An 18,030-nucleotide genomic window follows, 5' to 3' on the forward strand; every position below is an offset into this window, starting at 1 on the left:
AAGGGGGTAATTCAGATGCAGATAACTGATATCAGGATCAGAAGTGTTGAGAAGGAAGGCAAGATGAAGGCGGTTGTTTCTATTACGATCGATGACGAGTTTGTTGTGCATGACATCAAGATCATCGAGGGTGAGAAGGGCATGTTCATCGCGATGCCGAGTAGAAAGGCAGCGGATGGAGAATATAGAGATATCGCTCATCCGATCAATACAGCTACAAGAGAGCGTCTGCAGAGTATGATTCTTTCAAAGTATCAGGAATCTTTGGAAGAGTAATACCAGTCTCAAATAGACATTCAGAGCCAGTGCTAGAGGCGTAAGTCACCAAGCTGATAGCATTGGCTCTTTTTATATGGTCTTGTAAAAAAATATAGTATAAAGTAGAATGTATCTGTTTAGATCCAGATAGAATATGGAGGATATAATAATGGTAAAATCAGTTATACTTGCGGCAGGCAAGGGAACAAGAATGAAGTCAGATAAGCCAAAGGTAGTTCATCAGGTGATGGGAAAACCGATGGTATATTATTCTATAGAAGCGGCGCGCCAGGCGGGTGCAGACGAGGTGTGTGTGATCGTTGGATACAAGGCAGACGAGGTGAAGTCAGCCATAGCTGCCAGTGTCAATGATGTGAAGGTTGACTATGCGCTTCAGGAGGAGCAGCTCGGAACAGGCCATGCGGTAAAGTGCGCTGCAGATTTTATTGGACGTGATGGGGATGTGATCATACTCTGTGGAGATACACCGCTTGTGACAGGGGATACACTCAGAAAAGCACTTGATTTCCACAAGGATAGCGGGAATGGTGTAACCGTAATATCGGCGATGCTTGATGATCCATTTGGATATGGAAGGATCATAAGGGACGGTGACAGCCTGGCAAAGATCGTGGAGCAGAAGGATGCTGACGAAGCGGAGCAGGCTGTGAAGGAAGTTAACTCGGGCATGTATATATTTGACTGCGCAGCACTTCAGGACGCACTGTCACAGATATCAAATGACAACGCCCAGGGAGAGTATTATCTTCCGGATGCGATAGAGATAATAAAGAAAATGGGGCTTCCGGCTTCCGCTGTTCCGATGGACGATGCTGACCAGATAAGAGGAGTCAACACCCTGGAGCAGCTTGCAGATGCTGAGAAGATCATGGAGGACAGATAACAATAGAACGATCCACCTGGGTGGAGGAAAATGGAGAGACCAAATGAAGATCATAGTTGGACTTGGCAATCCCGGTGCGAAATATGCCGGAACAAGACACAATGTAGGATTTGCGGTTCTGGATGAGCTGGCAGAGAGACATAATATAAGGATAGACACTGCAAAGCATAAGGCACTTATAGGAAAGGGTATAATAGACGGAGAGAAGGTCATACTCGCCATGCCTCAGACATTTATGAATCTCAGCGGAGAGAGCGTAAGGGCGATAATGGACTTCTACAAATGCACGGTTGAAGATCTGATAGTCGTGTACGATGACATAGATCTTGACGTCGGCAAGCTCAGGATCAGACAGAAGGGAAGCGCCGGCGGTCATAACGGTATGAAGAATATCATACAGCACGTTGGCAGCCAGGAATTTGTCAGGATCAGAGTGGGTGTTGGCAAAAAGCCGGATCACATGGATCTGGCTGATTATGTGTTGTCGAGATTTGGAAAGGAAGATCTGGCGAATATAAGAGAGAGCTGCGGTAATGCCTGCGATGCGGTGGAGACCATACTGGCGGATGGCACAGTTGCAGCTATGAATAAGTTTAATTGAGAGTGATGGAGAATGATACGTGTACTTGGTGAGCCATTTGAAAAACTGAATATATATACAGAGTTGAAGGAGTGGCTTGCATCCGGAGATGGATTTGTCAATGTGACAGGTACGACGGGCGAGGGCACGGACAGAGTATTCATGATGCAGGGCTTCGGTGATGACGCATCGGTGCGCCTGATACTGACATATAACGACAGGCGTGCGGAGGAGCTGTACAGCGATATGAAGTTCTACGGAAGGGATGTATATATGTATCCTGCAAAGGATATTCTGTTCTTCAGTGCAGATGTCCACGGCAATGCCATAACCAGACGGCGCATGGAGGTCCTTCGGCGTCTGGCAACGGGAGAACCATGTACGATCATAGCCACGGTAGATGCAATGTATGACAAGATACCTGCACTGTCCTATATGAAAAAATACGTGATAAATATCCATGCGGCACAGTCCCTTGATCTGGATGAGCTCAAGGGCAAGCTGGTGGACCTTGGTTATGAAAAAACTGACAGTGTGGAGGAGCCGGGACAATTTGCCATACGAGGCGGTATCGTGGACATATTTCCGCTGACTGAGGAATGTCCATACAGAATAGACATGTGGGACGATGAAGTCGATACCATCAAGACATTTGATGCGGAGAGCCAGAGATCCATAGAGAATGTGGATGAACTTGTAATTTATCCCGCGGGAGAGATGGTGCTTTCAAAGGAGAGGATCGACAGAGGTATACACAGGCTGGAGGCAGAGCTGAAGCCGTATGCGAAGAAGCTTAAGGATTCATTTCAGACGGAGGCGTATGCCAGGATAAAGGGCGAAATAGCCACGCTGAAGGAACAGCTCACGGAGTTCAGTGCGATATACGGAGTGGACAGCTATGTTGATTATTTCTACAGTGACACGGTGTCTCTGGTGGACTGCCTGCCGGAGGATGCGTACATTTTCATAGATGAGACGAAGAAGGTCACGGAGAAGGCGGATGGCAGTGAGAAGAGTTTTCTTAGCAGCCTGACGCACAGGCTGGAGGGGGGATATATCCTCCCGGGGCAGATGAAGGTTCTGTTCACTTATGATGATGTTCTGGAAAAATGCAGACGCTACAAGGTTGTGGGCTTTGACTCATTTGTGGGTGAGGATGACCGTGTAAAGTATGCTCACCGCGTGGAGATCGAGAGCAGGGAGGTTCACAGCTACAGGAACAATTTTGATGCGCTGGTTACTGATATCAAGAAATGGAAGAAGGACAAATACAGCGTCCTGTTCGTATCGCCATCATCGGTCGGTGCGAAGAGAATGGTCGATAACCTCATGGACAATGACGTCATATGTCATTACCTGAACGACCCGGACAAAGCTCTGGCTGCCAGAGAGATGGCGGTCATGCCGGGAAGGCTCAGAGCCGGTTTTATGATACCGGAGATGAAGCTCATCGTGGTCAGTGAGGGAGATGTGTTCTCCAGCAAGACATCACATTCGCAGGCTTCGAGGAAGAAGCTGCCGCGTGCCGGGGAGATAGTAAAGTCATTCTCGGATGTGAGCGTGGGCGATTATGTGGTCCATGAGAAGTACGGAATAGGTATCTATCGTGGGCTTGAGAAGATAGAGGTCGACGGTGCCTTGAAGGACTATCTGGTCATCGAGTATGCTGAGGGCGGCAAATTATATGTCCTGGCTTCCGAGACGGACAGGATACAGAAGTACAGGAGCAAGGAGAGCCGAGCCCCGAAGATCAACAGACTCGGTGGCAGTGAGTGGCAGAAGGTAAGAAACAAGGTTAAGGGCCATGTCAGCGAGGTGGCTCAGCATCTTGTAAAGCTGTACTCAGAGAGACAGGCGAGGGAAGGCTTTGCCTATTCTCCTGATTCCGAGTGGCAGAAGGAGTTCGAGGAGACATTTCCTTATACTGAGACTGACGATCAGTTAAAGGCCATAGAGGATGTCAAGGCGGATATGGAGAGCCATAAGATCATGGACAGACTGGTGTGCGGAGACGTTGGATTTGGCAAGACTGAGGTGGCGATCCGTGCTGCGTTCAAGGCTGTCGGTGACAGCAAACAGGTTGCGTATCTTGTGCCGACCACGATCCTTGCCGAGCAGCATTATGAGACGTTCACAGAGCGAATGAAGGATTATCCAGTGACGGTGAGACTGTTGTGCAGATTCTGTACCCAGAAGGAGATAAAATCTACACTCAGAGAGCTGAAAGAGGGCAAGGTGGACATAGTCATAGGAACCCACAGGCTGCTCTCAAAGGATGTGGAGTTCAAGAATCTGGGACTTCTCATAATAGATGAGGAACAGAGATTCGGTGTAAATCACAAAGAGAAGATAAAAGAGATGAAGACCAATGTGGATGTTCTGACACTGACGGCGACGCCTATCCCGAGAACACTCCATATGAGTCTTGTCGGAATCAGAGACATGAGCCTGCTTGAGGAGCCTCCGGTGGACAGGAGACCGATACAGACCTATGTCATGGAGTATGACAGGGAGCTTGCCAGGGAGGCGATTGCCAGAGAGCTTGCAAGGCATGGTCAGGTATACTATGTGTACAACAGGGTCGAAGGCATAGAGAGATTTGCGGATGATGTGAGAAGCCTCGTGCCATATGCAAATGTAGAGTTTGCCCATGGACAGATGGATGGCCGCACGCTGGAGGACATCATGTACCGGTTCAACAAAAAGGAGATAGACGTGCTTGTGTGCACGACCATCATAGAGACCGGACTTGATATACCGAATGCAAATACCATAATCATACACGACGCTAACCTGTTTGGTCTGGCACAGCTCTACCAGTTACGCGGAAGAGTTGGTCGCTCGGACAGAAGTGCATTTGCATTTATGTTCTACAGGCGCAACAAGATGATATCCGAGGTCGCTGAGAAGAGACTTAGAGCGATAAAAGAATATACGGATCTCGGCTCGGGAGTCAAGGTGTCCAAGGCGGATCTCAACATCAGAGGTGCGGGAAGCGTCCTGGGCGAGAGTCAGTCGGGCAACTATGAGGTCGTGGGCTATGACCTTTACTGCAAGATGCTTAATGATGCGGTCAGGGAGCTCCGCGGCGAGAAGGTTTTCCATGAATACGAGACGGAGATAGACCTTCCGGTGGATTCGTTCATCCCTGAGACGTACGTCAAAAACGACTTTGTCAAGCTGGAGCTTTGTAAGAGAATATCCCTCATCAAGAATGAGGATGAGTACAATGACATAGTGGATGAGCTCATTGACAGATTTGGCGACATCCCTGACGAGACAATGAATCTTCTTGATGTGGCACTGTTAAGGGCAAATGCAAATATCTGCTTCATAACCCGTATATGGTACAAGGACGGAGACCTGAGATTTGTCATGTACAACAGGGCTGACATAAATGTAGATGGGATAGATGAGCTCGTTAAGAGTTATTCAGGCAGGATGAAATTTGTCATGGGGGCAAAGCCTGAGTTTATATTGAAGCTTGGACGGGAGGAGAAAAATGATCTTCTCAGAAAGGCGGAATTTGTCGTGGCGGATATGTCCCAGATGTTGATAATGACCCACAGTGAAGAAGACAGTGTGGATAACAAAGCATAGATAATGAGTTAGAAATATACAGACAGGAGAATACAAAGATAAGGAGGTGCGGTTCAGTTGAAGAGATGGTTGTGTGTGCTGCTGGCGCTCATATGTGCATTTGCCGTGACTGGATGTGGCAGTGATGCCACTGAGGAGACTGGCAAGGAGGTAGTTCTCAGATACAATGGGCAGAACATAGAGATAGACGAGGTGTATATTTATGCCCAGACTGTGAAGGAGGAGTACGAATCAAAGTATGGCAGTGACGTGTGGAAACAGAGCATAGTGACTGATGATGGTCTGGAGATGGATGCCGTGGATGCAGCAAGGCGTCAGGCGATATCAAAGCTCATAAAGACCAAGACTCTTATAACCAAATCCGGGGAGTACGGCATAAGCCTGACTGCAAGCGAGCAGAAGGATCAGGATACGGCGGCGCAAGAGTTCTATGACAAATTGACTGATGCCCAGATCGCAGAGGTTGGACTTGAACTCGATACGGTGAAGAGAGTTTTGCGTGAGAGCGCACTGGCAGACAAGATATATGATTATGTGATGAAGCAGAGCTCCACGGAGATATCCGATGAGCAGGCCAGGATGAGTACATTTTATGACATGTTCTTTGAGTGCTACTCGGAGGACGATTATGGAAATATCACCCTGTACTCACAGGACAAGATAGATGAGCAGAAGAAAAAGGCGGATGAGGCATATGAATCCATAGAGGAAGCCTCGGATGGCACAGATATGGATATATCATTCCTTGGAAGCGCAAAGGAGCTTAAGTATGCGGGAACACATACGATGAGCAGGGATGATATATTGAGCACCTATGGCCAGGATACGCTGGACATACTGTACAGCATGTCGGATGGCGAGATATCCACGGTGGTGGAGACTGAGTATGGTTACCATATATTCCAGATGATAAGCATTACGGATGAGAAGGCCACGGCCGAGAACAAGAAGAAGCTCACGGATGCCGCTGATGCGGAATACTATGACAACCTTATGAAGGACTGGATAGATGAGCTGGACAGCGGATATTCATACAGTAAGAGTGTGGATATGGATGTGTACAACAAGATAAAATTTGACGAATAAGAGGAGAAGAAAGATGGCAACAGTATACGATATCAATATTAAGAAGCTGGATGAAAAGGCAGTCATACCGACATACGGTTCAGAGTACGCAGCGGGGGCGGATCTGTATGCGTGTCTTGATGAGGCGATTACTATAGAGCCGGGACAGACGGTGATGGTTCACACGGGTATAGCCATGGAGATACCTGAGGGATTTGCAGGACTTGTGTATGCGAGAAGCGGTCTGGCATCCAAGAAGGGGCTTGCACCGGCCAATAAGGTTGGAGTTGTGGATGCGGATTACAGAGGGGAAATCATGGTTGCACTCCACAATCACGGAACCCGGGCACAGACGGTTGAGCCTGAGGAGAGAATAGCACAGCTTGTGATCGCTCCTTATATCGTTGGAGCATTCCATCAGGTGGACGAGCTCAGCGATACAGTCAGAGGAGCCGGCGGATTCGGTTCAACAGGAAAGTAACAAAAAAGCGGCCGGGCATCATCATTTTAATGGTGTGCCAGACCGCTTTTCTTTTATTTAAAATACTTTCCGCTTTCATCCCACAGGACTGTGGTGCCTGTCTTCAAGGACTTTGGTACATCTATGATACGCTGGTTCCTTGAGCCCTTGAATCTCAGTGACAGATCCTTCTGTTCGTCTATGAATTCTCCGTCCACAAGGACGTCAATGTAGGAGAGAAGTTCTTTTGTATACTCCCATTCATTACACATGCGGTCTAAGAGATCGGTTTCAAATGTATAACCGGTGTAGCACCAGATGGTCTTGTCAGGGTAGGTCTCCTTGAACTTTCTTGCCAGAGGAAGAAGCCCCTGCTGGTTCACATATTCCATAGGTTCTCCGCCGAGCAGGGAGAGACCTGCTATATAGTCCTCCTTGCAACTATCTATTATGTGGTTGATCTCCACATCCGTGAACGGCTTGCCGTAGCCGAAATCCCATGTGTCAGGGTTGAAACAGTTCTTGCAGTGGTGTGTGCAGCCGGATACAAATACAGACACTCTGACGCCGGTTCCGTTTGCCACATCAAATAGTTTGATATCTGCGTAATTCATAATGTGATCCCTTCTAAATTTATCTTAAAACAAAAGTATGGCCTGCGTTGCCCTCTACGACATGCAGACCATACAATTGAAATTATTAATGCATATTGTTATTTTATATCAGTTGCCTGAATATATCAAGTGTTTTTCTATAAAAGACTATAGATGAAGCACTCTTGCCTTTATCTCTTTGGTCTTGCCCACGTTCCAGAAGTTCTCGCCAAGATAACCGCAGGTTCTTCTGGTAACATTCATCTTGTTGTGATCCTTGTTGCCACACTGCGGACATTCCCATTCGCCGTCATCGTTGATGAGGATCTCACCATCGTATCCACATACATGACAGTAGTCAGACTTGGTGTTGAACTCAGCATATTGTATGTTGTCGTATATATATCTTACGACCTCTGCCAGAGCATCCAGGTTGTTGCGCATGTTTGGTATCTCAACATATGAGATGGCACCACCTGATGATATGGTCTGGAACTGGCTCTCAAATCTGAACTTGCTGAATGCATCGATCTTCTCACGGACATCAACGTGGTAAGAGTTGGTGTAGTAGCCCTTGTCTGTGACATCCTTTATGGTTCCGAAACGCTCTTTGTCGATACGTGCAAATCTGTAGCAAAGGCTCTCTGCCGGAGTTCCGTAGAGTCCGAAGCCAAGTCCCGTATCTGCCTTCCATTTGTCGCAGGCTGCGCGGAGCTTGTGCATAAGCTTCAGTGCAAATTCCTCGCCCACAGGATCTGTGTGGCTCACACCACGCATGAGCTTGGTGGTCTCATATACACCGATGTAGCCCAGTGATATGGTTGAGTAACCGTTGTGGAGCAGTGGATCGATGACCTCGCCCTTCTTAAGTCTGGCGATGGCACCGTACTGCCAGTGGACTGGGCTGACGTCAGAGGTTACACCCTCGAGGGCTCTGTGGCGGCACATGAGTGCGTCGTAGCAGAGCTGCAGTCTCTCATCCAGAAGACTCCAGAACTTGTCATCGTCTCCCTTTGCAAGTATAGCTATCTGTGGAAGATTAAGACTGACAACTCCCTGGTTGAAACGGCCTTCCCATTTATATTCTCCGTTCTCATCCTTCCATGGGGAGAGGAATGAACGGCATCCCATGCATGAGAATACATTTCCCTCGTAGTTCTCACGCATCTTCTTGGCTGATATGTAATCAGGGTACATTCTCTTGGCAGAACACTTGATGGCGAGCTCTGTGATATAGTCGTACTCACCGCCCTTGAGGCAGTTGTGCTCGTCAAGGACATATATGAGCTTAGGGAATGCAGGTGTAACATACACGCCTGCCTCGTTCTTGATTCCCTCAAGTCTCTGTCTGAGGATCTCCTCGATGATCATGGCGTTCTCCTTGATGTACTCGTCGTCCTCTCTGAGGTTGAGGAAGAGAGTGACAAATGGAGACTGGCCGTTGGTGGTCATCAGAGTATTTATCTGATACTGGATAGTCTGAACTCCTGACTTCAGCTCGTCCTTGAGTCTCTCGGTGATGAGCTTCTCAAGTGTGTCAGGGTCTATCTTGTCGCCGAACTCTTCGGTGTATCTCTTTTTATATTTGTTGTAGCTCTTTCTGAGGTACTTTCCAAGGTGACGGACATCGACTGACTGGCCGCCGTACTGGCTGGATGCGACAGATGCGATGATCTGAGTCACGATGGTACATGCCACCTGGAAGCTCTTCGGGCTCTCTATGAGCTTGCCGTTCATGACTGTGCCGTTGTCAAGCATATCCCCAATGTTGATAAGGCAGCAGTTGAATATAGGCTGGAGGAAATAATCTGCGTCGTGGAAGTGGATAGCGCCCTCCTCATGAGCCTTGGAGATCTTCTCAGGGAGGAGCATTCTCTTGGTAAGATCCTTTGATACCTCTCCTGCGATAAGATCACGCTGTGTGGATGCGACGGTGGCATTCTTGTTGGAATTCTCCTCCATGACATCCTTATTCCTGTTCTGGATAAGACTGAGGATAGAATCATCAGTCGTATTTGCCTTTCTGATGAGCTCACGGCTGTATCTGTATATAATGTAGGTCTTGGCAAGGACAAACTTGCCGTCGGCCATCAGCCCCTGCTCGATGATATCCTGGATATCTTCAACGAGCATTCTCTTTCGGTTCTTGGCTTCGATGCTTCCGACGATCTCCTCGATCTTCTCGTCAGAGATCTTCTCACAAGGCTCCACCTCCGAGTTAGCCTTCTGGATAGCCAATATGATCTTGCTTCGGTCGTAAGTAACAGCACGACCGTCTCTCTTGATAACTTGCATTTCCCATTCTCCCTGTGTGTGATGTGAATGGGCGTTAAAAAAAGTACGCCCCCTAAATATTGTATACTACCATACAGGAGACATCAATATATAGTGTGTGGGCTGAAAAAGCCGCAAAAAAATTAGCGACAAATAAGGTGCCTCGTCGCAAATCTCACACTGATGTCTCAACATGGTCGATTATATCATTCCCAATTTTGTTTGTCTACAGGTTATTTGCAAAAAGTACAAAATATAGAAAAATAAAAAATATGTAGACACAACATATTGTGGATTTGCCTTTGATTAATGTGGGACAGATAAAATACATCACAAAAACAGATGTAAAACTGCCTGTTATAGGAATGTGAAATCATTTGTGAGAATTCTATGAATTATTTCAAATTGCTTTATTTTTACAGGAAAATATGGTATAAGTTTACTCGTTGAAGTTTATCATGAAGATGGTTACACTTCTAATAAAAAGTAAAAGAGGTATGATTATGCGAAAATTTAATAAGGGATGTGCAGTTGTTCTTGCACTCGCTCTGTCCATGTCATTTATGACAGGCTGTGGCGACAGTAATGGTACGAGTGGAAAGCTGGATAATACAGCGAGTAAGGCAACATCTTCTGATGCTACAGAGAGTGCTGACAATTCATCAGAAGAATTTGCTTCTATAGAGGATATGGTGGATCAGTATGCGGCAGATGTCACACTCGGTGAATACAAGGGCATGGAGTATGAGGAGAAGGGCACTGATGTCACGGATGATGAGGTTCAGGCCAAGGTTGATTCATTTGTGAACGGACTTGCTACATTTGATAAGGACACAACCAGCGAGGCGAAGAACGGAGATACAGTAAATATTGACTTTGTCGGAACTGTAGATGGTGAGGAGTTCGATGGAGGCAATACCAATGGCAGCGGATATGATCTCGTCCTTGGTTCTGGTTCATTCATAGATAACTTTGAGGATCAGATAGTTGGACATAAGCCGGGAGAGACATTTACCGTGAATGTAACCTTTCCTGAGAATTATGGCAAGGATGAGTTAAATGGCAAGGCGGCCAAGTTCGAGACGACACTTAACTATATAAAGATAGATAAACCGGCTACATACAATGATGAGCTGGTTGCAAACAATACTTCATATAAGACAACTGCTGAGTATGAGGCATCTGTACGTGAGCAGCTTAAGCAGAGCAAGGAGGATTCAGCTCTTGCAAGTGCTCAGAATGAGGTCATGGTTGCCGTTATAAACAACAGTACAATAGAGAACATATCAGCAGATGATGTTCAGGCGAATGCTGACAAGATCATAACATCCATAAAGACTCAGGCAGAGACAAACGGAATAGAGTATGACACATATATCTACTACTACTATGGATATGATGACAGCGCTGCATTTGAACAGTATGTACAGCAGGTTTGTGAGGAATCACAGAAGGAGAGAATGGTAGTATGTGCCATTGCCAAGAAGGAGAATATCAGTGTCACAGATGACGAGGCTGATAAGTATATAGCTGATTATGCAACGAAGAACAGTGTTGATGAGTCTACACTCAGACAGAATCTTACAGACGTTGAGATAAAGTACAACGCTCTGGCAGAGAAGGTCATGAATTTCCTTATGGACAATGCAAAGGCAACAGCGGCTTCGACAACTGAAACGACAGAGACCTCAGAGTCAACAGAGGCGGCTGACGCAGAGCAGGCTGAAGAGTAAGTAAAGGGGTACGGAGAAAGATATGAGAGTAAAGAAGATATTTGCAGCAGGAATGGTGGCAGTCATGTGCGCAGGTCTGATGACAGGCTGTGGCAGCAATGACACAAAGAGCCAATTTAAGAAGTTTTCAAAGTGTGCGACCATAGACAAGGCGGCATACACTGATATCGAATATGTTCCGGCATCGAGAGAGGTGACCGAGGACGATGTAAACAGTGCGATAAGCAGTTTTTGCAGTGACAATTCTGAGACTACACAGGACAAGACAAGTGCAGTAGCTGATGGCGACAAGGTTAACGTAGATTATGTTGAGACGGTTTCCGGGACGGAGAAGGACAGCAAGACTGGCTACACACTGACAATGGGTAGCAATACTCTTGGTGATGGAAGTGATGATCAGCTTATAGGAAGCAAGGCCGGTGATGTCAGAACGGTGACAGTTACATATCCTGATGATTACAGTGACACCACCGTTGCAGGGCTCACAGCAGAGTACAAGGTTACGATCAATTATATATCAGTTACCACGGTGCCTGAGTACACAGACGCATTGGTCAAGAAGGCTACTGATGGTGAGTACACAACAACCGATGACTACACAGCACATCTGAAGGAGGATGTTCAGAAGGACAAGGACGATTCCGCGGACGAGACAGACAGAGCCTCTGTTCTCAAGGCTGTTGAGGAGAAGGTTACATTTGACAAGTATCCTGAGGATGAGGTAGCTTCCTACATTCAGTCCATGGTGTCAAATGTGAGAAGTGCCGCAGACAACTACGGAATCGACTTCGAGGCATATATGAAGTATTTCTATGGATATGAGGACGAGGCATCATTCCTTGAGTACCTTCACACCACAGTTGAGAACGTCATGAAGGAGAAGATCGTTGTGTCATGCATAGCAATGGACAATGACCTCATCGCCGATAACGCAGACATAAAGGCGTACAGACAGAAGGTTATGGACAAGAACAATCTGGAGAATGACTCAGACGTGGACAAGTATTACTCAGAGTCAGACCTGATGTTCTATGCCACAGAGGAGAACGTGCTTGACTATCTCATGAACAGATCAGTTCAGGTGGAGGCAACTGCAACAGATGCATCTGAGGCAGCCACAGAGGAGTAAGCTGCACGCGATATATTTGAATATGGATAAGCTGATAGAGACCGAGGTTTTATGCCCGGTCTCTATTGTCGTCTATAGACAAATGAATCTGTGGTTTATCCACATTGACTAAGGGGCTCCGGGAATTTAAAATAAAAGAGAACATGTCTTTATTTTAAAGATAGAAAAGGAAAGGGGATATTATGAGAAAGAACATTGCGAGAAAATGTCTGTGCATTGCTCTGGCTTCAGTCATGATGCTCGGTGAGGCGGGCACGGCTATGGCAGCCAGTGTGGAAAATGCGGCAGACGGAAGAACTGCTGCCACAGTGGCGGCGGAGGAACAGGCTGATGTGGCGGCAGCCAATGTCAGCATATGGTATGCGGGAGCTTATAAGAACTCAAGGACCATAACGATCAATGCAAGCGGCCAGGCTTACAGAGTTGAGGTCTGGGTCAATGGAGTAAAGTGCGGGGAACAGTACAACGGAGAGGACCAGCAGTCCTTTAGTATTAACTGTGAGATCCCGGCGCTGCTTGATTCCACCTACAACGCAGAGGTCAGAGCCTACGATTCAAATGGAGAGGTGACTGTACAGAAGGTTTCACCGGTCAAAACTGACAAGGTGAGCTTTGATGGTGATCCTAGTGTTAGTGTAGGATATACAGTCGGAAGCACTGGCTATGCAAAACCAGGCTATGTGTCTGTCAGCGTATATCTTGATAGCAGGCATTCAGATGAGGTCAAGTATGAGGTTCAGAGAGCGACCAAGTCAGGTGGGCCATTTACCACGATCGCAACGGGAAGTGAATCTTACACGTCAAGACTTGCATATCTTGACAGCACTGCGAAGACCGGAACTACATATTATTACAGATTCAGGATCGTGAGCGGTTCAGATCAGTATGTGAAGACGAGCAAGGTCATAGCTACAAGTAAGACAGCTTCAGTAAAGGTGGGCATTCCAGAGGTGGATCAGCTCTATGCTTCAAGCATGAATGTATCAGAAAAGATAAGTAAGCCGGGAGTATTCTTGTGGATGACCAGCAATTTTGCAAATCAGTACGATGTGTACCGCTCAACAAACAAGAGCAAGGGCTACAGAAAGATAAAGACTATATATTCTGCTGATTTCACGGACACAGCGGTCAAGAGTGGAACGGTATACTACTACAAGGTAGTGCCAAAGTATTACGACTCACAGACACGAAAGATAACAACAGGAAAGACATCTGGTGTTGTCGGCGTAAAGTTTATCATGAATGCAGCAGGTGCACCTAGCCTTATACAGACAGGCAACAGATCACTGAAGTGTACATGGGCTGCGGACAATACCGCAGACGTATCATACGAGGTATGGGCAAAGAGAACCGATATAACCGGTGATGCATACAAGCGTATGGTGGTCACCAAGAAAAACTCATGCACCCTTACAAAGCTTGATCCGAACGGAACATACAAGGTGATGATAAGGACAGTCAAGAAATCAGGAGCTGCCGTGAGATATGAGACGACAGATACATCTGAGAGGACCATGGGTTACAACAAGAGAGTCCAGGATCTGACTGCGGGAGCTGTATCTTCATCACTGAACGGCAGGAAGGATGTCCTGTCTGTAAGATATTCTCTCACATGGTACAGAGACTGGGGCGCATCAGGATATGTTATATCAGGCCTCAACAGCAGTACAGGCAAGATAGAGACCATCAAGAAGATAACATCGGGAAGAAAGACATCATATACATTTACAAACACAAGTGCCAAGGGCAAGGAGCGCAAATACTCCCAGATATATGTGAGACCATATAAGGGAAAGGCAAGCGGCGAGGATAACACTCTGTGGAATTCAGAGATGCCAAGTGCAAAGCGTGTTAAGGCTGTAAAGAAGAGCGCGACATCGACCAAGATAACATGGTCTGCTGTAAGCGGTGCAAGGGAATACTATGTATACAGAACTACAGAGCTCGGTGTACGTCAGTACATAGGAGCCACAAAGGCGACCAACTTCACGGATGTGAACGTGACAGATGGAATGAAGTATACATACTCTGTTGTTGTAGGCACAGACTTTGGATTCAGCAGCGGATATGATATGTATGTCAGTGACTATACACACAAGCTTGCATCACCGGCCATAACAAAGGTTGTAAATGGTTCCAAGGGTACAGCGACTGTAACATGGAAGAAGGTTACAAATGCAACCAGATACTATGTATATCGCTCAACCAGCAAGAATGGAACATACAAGCTGGTCGGCAAGACTGGAGCTACAAAACTTTCATACATGAACAAGAAGCTCAAGAAGAGAACGACCTATTACTACAAGGTTGTGGCTTCAACAGTTAATGATGGAGGAAAGACAGTCAAGTCAGTTGCATCACATGCAAAGGGAATAAGGATCCGCAAATAGATGAAAAGGGGTAAACTATGAAGAATAGATTGATAAAGAAAGCTTTATGCGTGGCGCTTGCTTCAACCATGGTGTTTGGTGATGCATTGCCAGCAATGGCAGCAGACGGCAGCGCAGATGTACAGTCCGCTCAGGCTGAGGTGGCGTTTGCTGAAGAAGCATCCATAACATATTTTAGTGTAGGAGGTCAGGATACCGTAAGCAGCGGTTCTGTACATATAAGCGCTCTGGGATATGGAACAGAGGCTGTTCTCTATGTAAATGGAGCATGGTATGACTCGTGGACAGACAGTGACTATGACGGAAGCTGGCATGTGGATACGGAATTCAGAGGAGTTGCCGGTGCGACATATCAGTTTAAGCTGGTAGTCAGTGATGACAATGGACAGACGGTGTCGCAGGAGTCGGGAAAGATATATTTTGAAGCACCTAAGTTCAGCCGCAGCAGGAAGCCTTCAGAATACGTATCATATTCTACGGGAGATACCGGATATAGAGAATTAGGTGGAGTATCTGTGTCGTTCCCATTTGACAGCTACGTACAGAATGATATCTGGTATGAGGTGTACAGATCCACAAAGCCATCAGGAGGCTTTACGAAGATTTTGTCAGGCGTCGGTTACATGTATGGAGCTTCTGAAGTGAGGTATTATGATGATAATGTAAAAGTAGGAAATACCTATTACTATATGGCGAAGATAGTAACCGGAACTGACTCATACAATAAGACATCCAGGGTTGTAGAGACATCAGCCGTTGCAAAGGTGGACTGCAGGCTTGGAACAGCGGAGCTTTCAGTTGATAGAGGCGCAAAGGGTGCTGATATAACGGTAAGCGATTACGGCGCTGCTAACCAGTTCGATCTGTACCGTTCAACTTCAAAGACAAAGGGCTTTAAGAAGATAAAGACGATATACACACCGGAGTATACAGATACAACAGTTAAGGCTGGAAAGACATACTACTACAAGGTAGTTCCAAAGTATTATGATGCCTCTACCAGAGCGGTTTCAAAGGGAACTGCAAGTGAGGTCCGCGGCGTAAAGATACTCATGGGTACAACGGAGCTAACAGCGGTTCAGAACACAAAGAGCTCAGTAAAGCTCACATGGGATAAGGCAGCCGGAGCAAATATGTATGAAGTCTGGTATATGAGATCCGATATATCGGGAGACAGATATAAGAGAGCTGTTGCGACAAAGGGAACATCATGCACCATCAAGGGACTTGCATCTGGCGCTGAGTATTCATTCAAGCTTAAGAGCCAGAGCGTTTCAGGTGGAAAGGTCATTTGTGAGAACGTGACATACAAATGGCTCCAGACCGGATACACAGAGAGCGTGAGAGAGCTTGAGGCTGTCTCATCCACGGTATCTGCAAGCAAAGACAAGAAAAACCTGACGATATACACCAATCTCAAGTGGAACAGAGTCTGGGGAGCTTCAGGCTACAAGATATTTGCGAGAAATAACTACACAAATAAGCTTGAGCAGGTTGCAGTGATCAAATCTGCAGCCAGAAATACATACAAGTTCAAGAATACAGGAAGCAGCAGTAAGGGTATTAAGTATTACTCTGCATACGTAGTGCCATACAAGGGTAAGAAGCAGGGCGAGATGACATCCGTCAGCGTCAACTATATCCCTCTTGCTAAGAATGTAAAGGCTGTGAGAAAGTCCACATCCGAGGTCAGAGTTACATGGTCAGCGGTGCCTGGTGCAGATTCTTACACAGTATACAGAATGAACCCTGTTCTCGGCACAACCCAGTGGCTGGGACAGACAACGTCAACAAACTTCAGTGACCGCAAGCTCACGACCAAGCTTGAGTATACATATTTTATACAGCCATCGACAATTGTCAGCGGGGTTAACTGCAGCATTGACTATGAAGTTGCAAGGCAGTATAAGGCAGTGTATACACATGCTGTAGGTACACCAAAGATGTCAGGTGCATCTAACACCGGAGCCAAGAAGATCACAGTAAAGTGGAGTAGCGTTACAGGAGCGAAGAACTACGTAGTATATCGCGCAACAAAGAAGAATGGTAAGTACTCTAAGATCGGTACAACATCATCATGCAGCTTTACAGACAAGAAGGCTGCAAAGGGCAAGACATACTATTACAAGGTCGCTGCAGTGGCAGTTAACGACGGTGGATGTGCTGCTCAGTCAGCATACTCCAAGACCGCCAGTGCCAAGAGTAAAAAGTAATGGCATATGTTAGGTAATAACAAGCAGTAGATATATTTGCGGGAAAACATATATACATGCATGGAAATGTGGTAGATATGTTTTCCCTTTTTTATGGGAAAATGCTTGCGGAAATGCAAAAAAAGTGGTTGACATACCAAGGCAAACAGTATATTATATTAACGTTCGTTGTGAACATGCGGAAGTGGCGGAATTGGCAGACGCGCAGGCTTCAGGTGCCTGTGGTAGCAATACCGTGTGGGTTCAAGTCCCATCTTCCGCATTTTTTTATACCATAGTATGCGGAAATGCTGAGCTGTGGAGTCAATAATTTATGATATTTAGGAGGTATGTGCGGCAATGGCAGAGAAGAAGAATGTGGTTACTTATTCAGGTCTCAAGAAGATAGAGGAAGAGCTTCAGGATCTGAAGGTTAATAAACGTAGAGAGATCGCAGCTAAGATCAAAGAGGCCAGAGAACAGGGAGATCTGTCAGAGAATGCAGAGTACGATGCAGCCAAGGACGAGCAGAGAGACATCGAGGCAAGAATCGAGCAGCTTGAGGCAATGCTTAAGAATATAGAAGTAGTTGATGAGGATGAGGTCGATACAGGAGTTGTGGGTATCGGATGCAAGGTAATTGTATATGACTACGAGTTTGCCGAGGAGATCGAGTATGATATCGTGGGATCATCACAGGCTGATATCATGAACAACAAGATCTCTGATGAGTCACCAGTTGGAATGGCACTCAAGGGTGCAAAGGTTGGTGAGGAAGTTCTGGTGGAGGCACCGGACGGAGAATTTAAGTACAGAGTACTTGATATTAAGAGACAGGAGCTGTAAGAGAAG

General features: G+C 46.4%; 13 protein-coding genes and 1 tRNA gene. 12 read left to right on the plus strand and 2 right to left on the minus strand.

The annotated features are described in order from the left end of the window. The first annotated feature begins 15 nt into the window (after window positions 1-15). The 6 genes from spoVG to dut all read left to right on the plus strand — a co-directional run bounded on the left by spoVG (window position 16) and on the right by dut (window position 6,888). On the plus strand, window positions 16-276 hold the full coding sequence (gene spoVG, locus DWX57_RS12230; RefSeq protein WP_015533695.1) for a septation regulator SpoVG: 261 nt from the start codon (window positions 16-18) through the stop codon (window positions 274-276). A 151-nt stretch (window positions 277-427) separates the two neighbouring features. Next, window positions 428-1,162 (plus strand): sugar phosphate nucleotidyltransferase, encoded by a 735-nt coding sequence (locus tag DWX57_RS12235; RefSeq protein WP_119998154.1) that lies wholly within the window; start codon window positions 428-430, stop codon window positions 1,160-1,162. A gap of 43 nt (window positions 1,163-1,205) precedes the next feature. Continuing rightward, window positions 1,206-1,763, plus strand: coding sequence for an aminoacyl-tRNA hydrolase (gene pth / locus DWX57_RS12240; RefSeq protein ID WP_015533697.1), 558 nt, complete (start codon window positions 1,206-1,208; stop codon window positions 1,761-1,763). Between the two features lie 12 nt (window positions 1,764-1,775). After that, window positions 1,776-5,342 (plus strand): transcription-repair coupling factor, encoded by a 3,567-nt coding sequence (gene mfd, locus DWX57_RS12245; protein WP_055223059.1) that lies wholly within the window; start codon window positions 1,776-1,778, stop codon window positions 5,340-5,342. A gap of 57 nt (window positions 5,343-5,399) precedes the next feature. Beyond that, window positions 5,400-6,428 carry a SurA N-terminal domain-containing protein gene (locus tag DWX57_RS12250; protein WP_243106233.1) on the plus strand — a complete coding sequence of 343 codons (1,029 nt, stop codon included), beginning with the start codon at window positions 5,400-5,402 and terminating at the stop codon, window positions 6,426-6,428. A gap of 13 nt (window positions 6,429-6,441) precedes the next feature. Then, entirely contained in the window at window positions 6,442-6,888 is a 447-nt protein-coding gene (gene dut / locus DWX57_RS12255) for a dUTP diphosphatase (RefSeq protein ID WP_120124456.1), read from the plus strand. A gap of 53 nt (window positions 6,889-6,941) precedes the next feature. On the opposite strand, the gene nrdG is transcribed toward dut, so the two are convergent. Both nrdG and nrdD read right to left on the minus strand, forming a co-directional pair. Continuing rightward, entirely contained in the window at window positions 6,942-7,481 is a 540-nt protein-coding gene (gene nrdG / locus DWX57_RS12260) for an anaerobic ribonucleoside-triphosphate reductase activating protein (RefSeq protein ID WP_055146690.1), read from the minus strand. 147 nt (window positions 7,482-7,628) lie between these two features. Beyond that, complete coding sequence (gene nrdD, locus DWX57_RS12265; RefSeq protein WP_015533701.1) at window positions 7,629-9,755, minus strand: anaerobic ribonucleoside-triphosphate reductase; 2,127 nt, start codon at window positions 9,753-9,755, stop codon at window positions 7,629-7,631. A gap of 482 nt (window positions 9,756-10,237) precedes the next feature. On the opposite strand from nrdD, the gene tig reads away from it, so the two are divergent. The 6 genes from tig to greA all read left to right on the plus strand — a co-directional run bounded on the left by tig (window position 10,238) and on the right by greA (window position 18,024). Further along, a complete protein-coding gene (gene tig / locus DWX57_RS12270; protein ID WP_120124459.1) occupies window positions 10,238-11,467 on the plus strand; it encodes a trigger factor in 1,230 nt (409 codons plus the stop codon). 22 nt (window positions 11,468-11,489) lie between these two features. Then, complete coding sequence (locus DWX57_RS12275; protein WP_120124462.1) at window positions 11,490-12,596, plus strand: FKBP-type peptidyl-prolyl cis-trans isomerase; 1,107 nt, start codon at window positions 11,490-11,492, stop codon at window positions 12,594-12,596. A gap of 182 nt (window positions 12,597-12,778) precedes the next feature. Beyond that, on the plus strand, window positions 12,779-14,986 hold the full coding sequence (locus tag DWX57_RS12280; RefSeq protein ID WP_120124465.1) for a fibronectin type III domain-containing protein: 2,208 nt from the start codon (window positions 12,779-12,781) through the stop codon (window positions 14,984-14,986). 17 nt (window positions 14,987-15,003) lie between these two features. Beyond that, window positions 15,004-17,199, plus strand: a complete 2,196-nt coding sequence (locus tag DWX57_RS12285) for a hypothetical protein (RefSeq protein WP_120124467.1) — start codon at window positions 15,004-15,006, stop codon at window positions 17,197-17,199. Between the two features lie 178 nt (window positions 17,200-17,377). After that, window positions 17,378-17,461: transfer RNA gene (locus DWX57_RS12290), tRNA-Leu, on the plus strand. Between the two features lie 77 nt (window positions 17,462-17,538). After that, window positions 17,539-18,024 carry a transcription elongation factor GreA gene (gene greA, locus DWX57_RS12295; RefSeq protein ID WP_117550872.1) on the plus strand — a complete coding sequence of 162 codons (486 nt, stop codon included), beginning with the start codon at window positions 17,539-17,541 and terminating at the stop codon, window positions 18,022-18,024. Window positions 18,025-18,030 lie beyond the last annotated feature (6 nt).

Origin of the sequence: Coprococcus sp. AF19-8AC (genome assembly GCF_003603115.1) — a bacterium.
In the GTDB taxonomy this organism is placed as follows: Bacteria; Bacillota; Clostridia; order Lachnospirales; family Lachnospiraceae; genus Coprococcus; species Coprococcus aceti.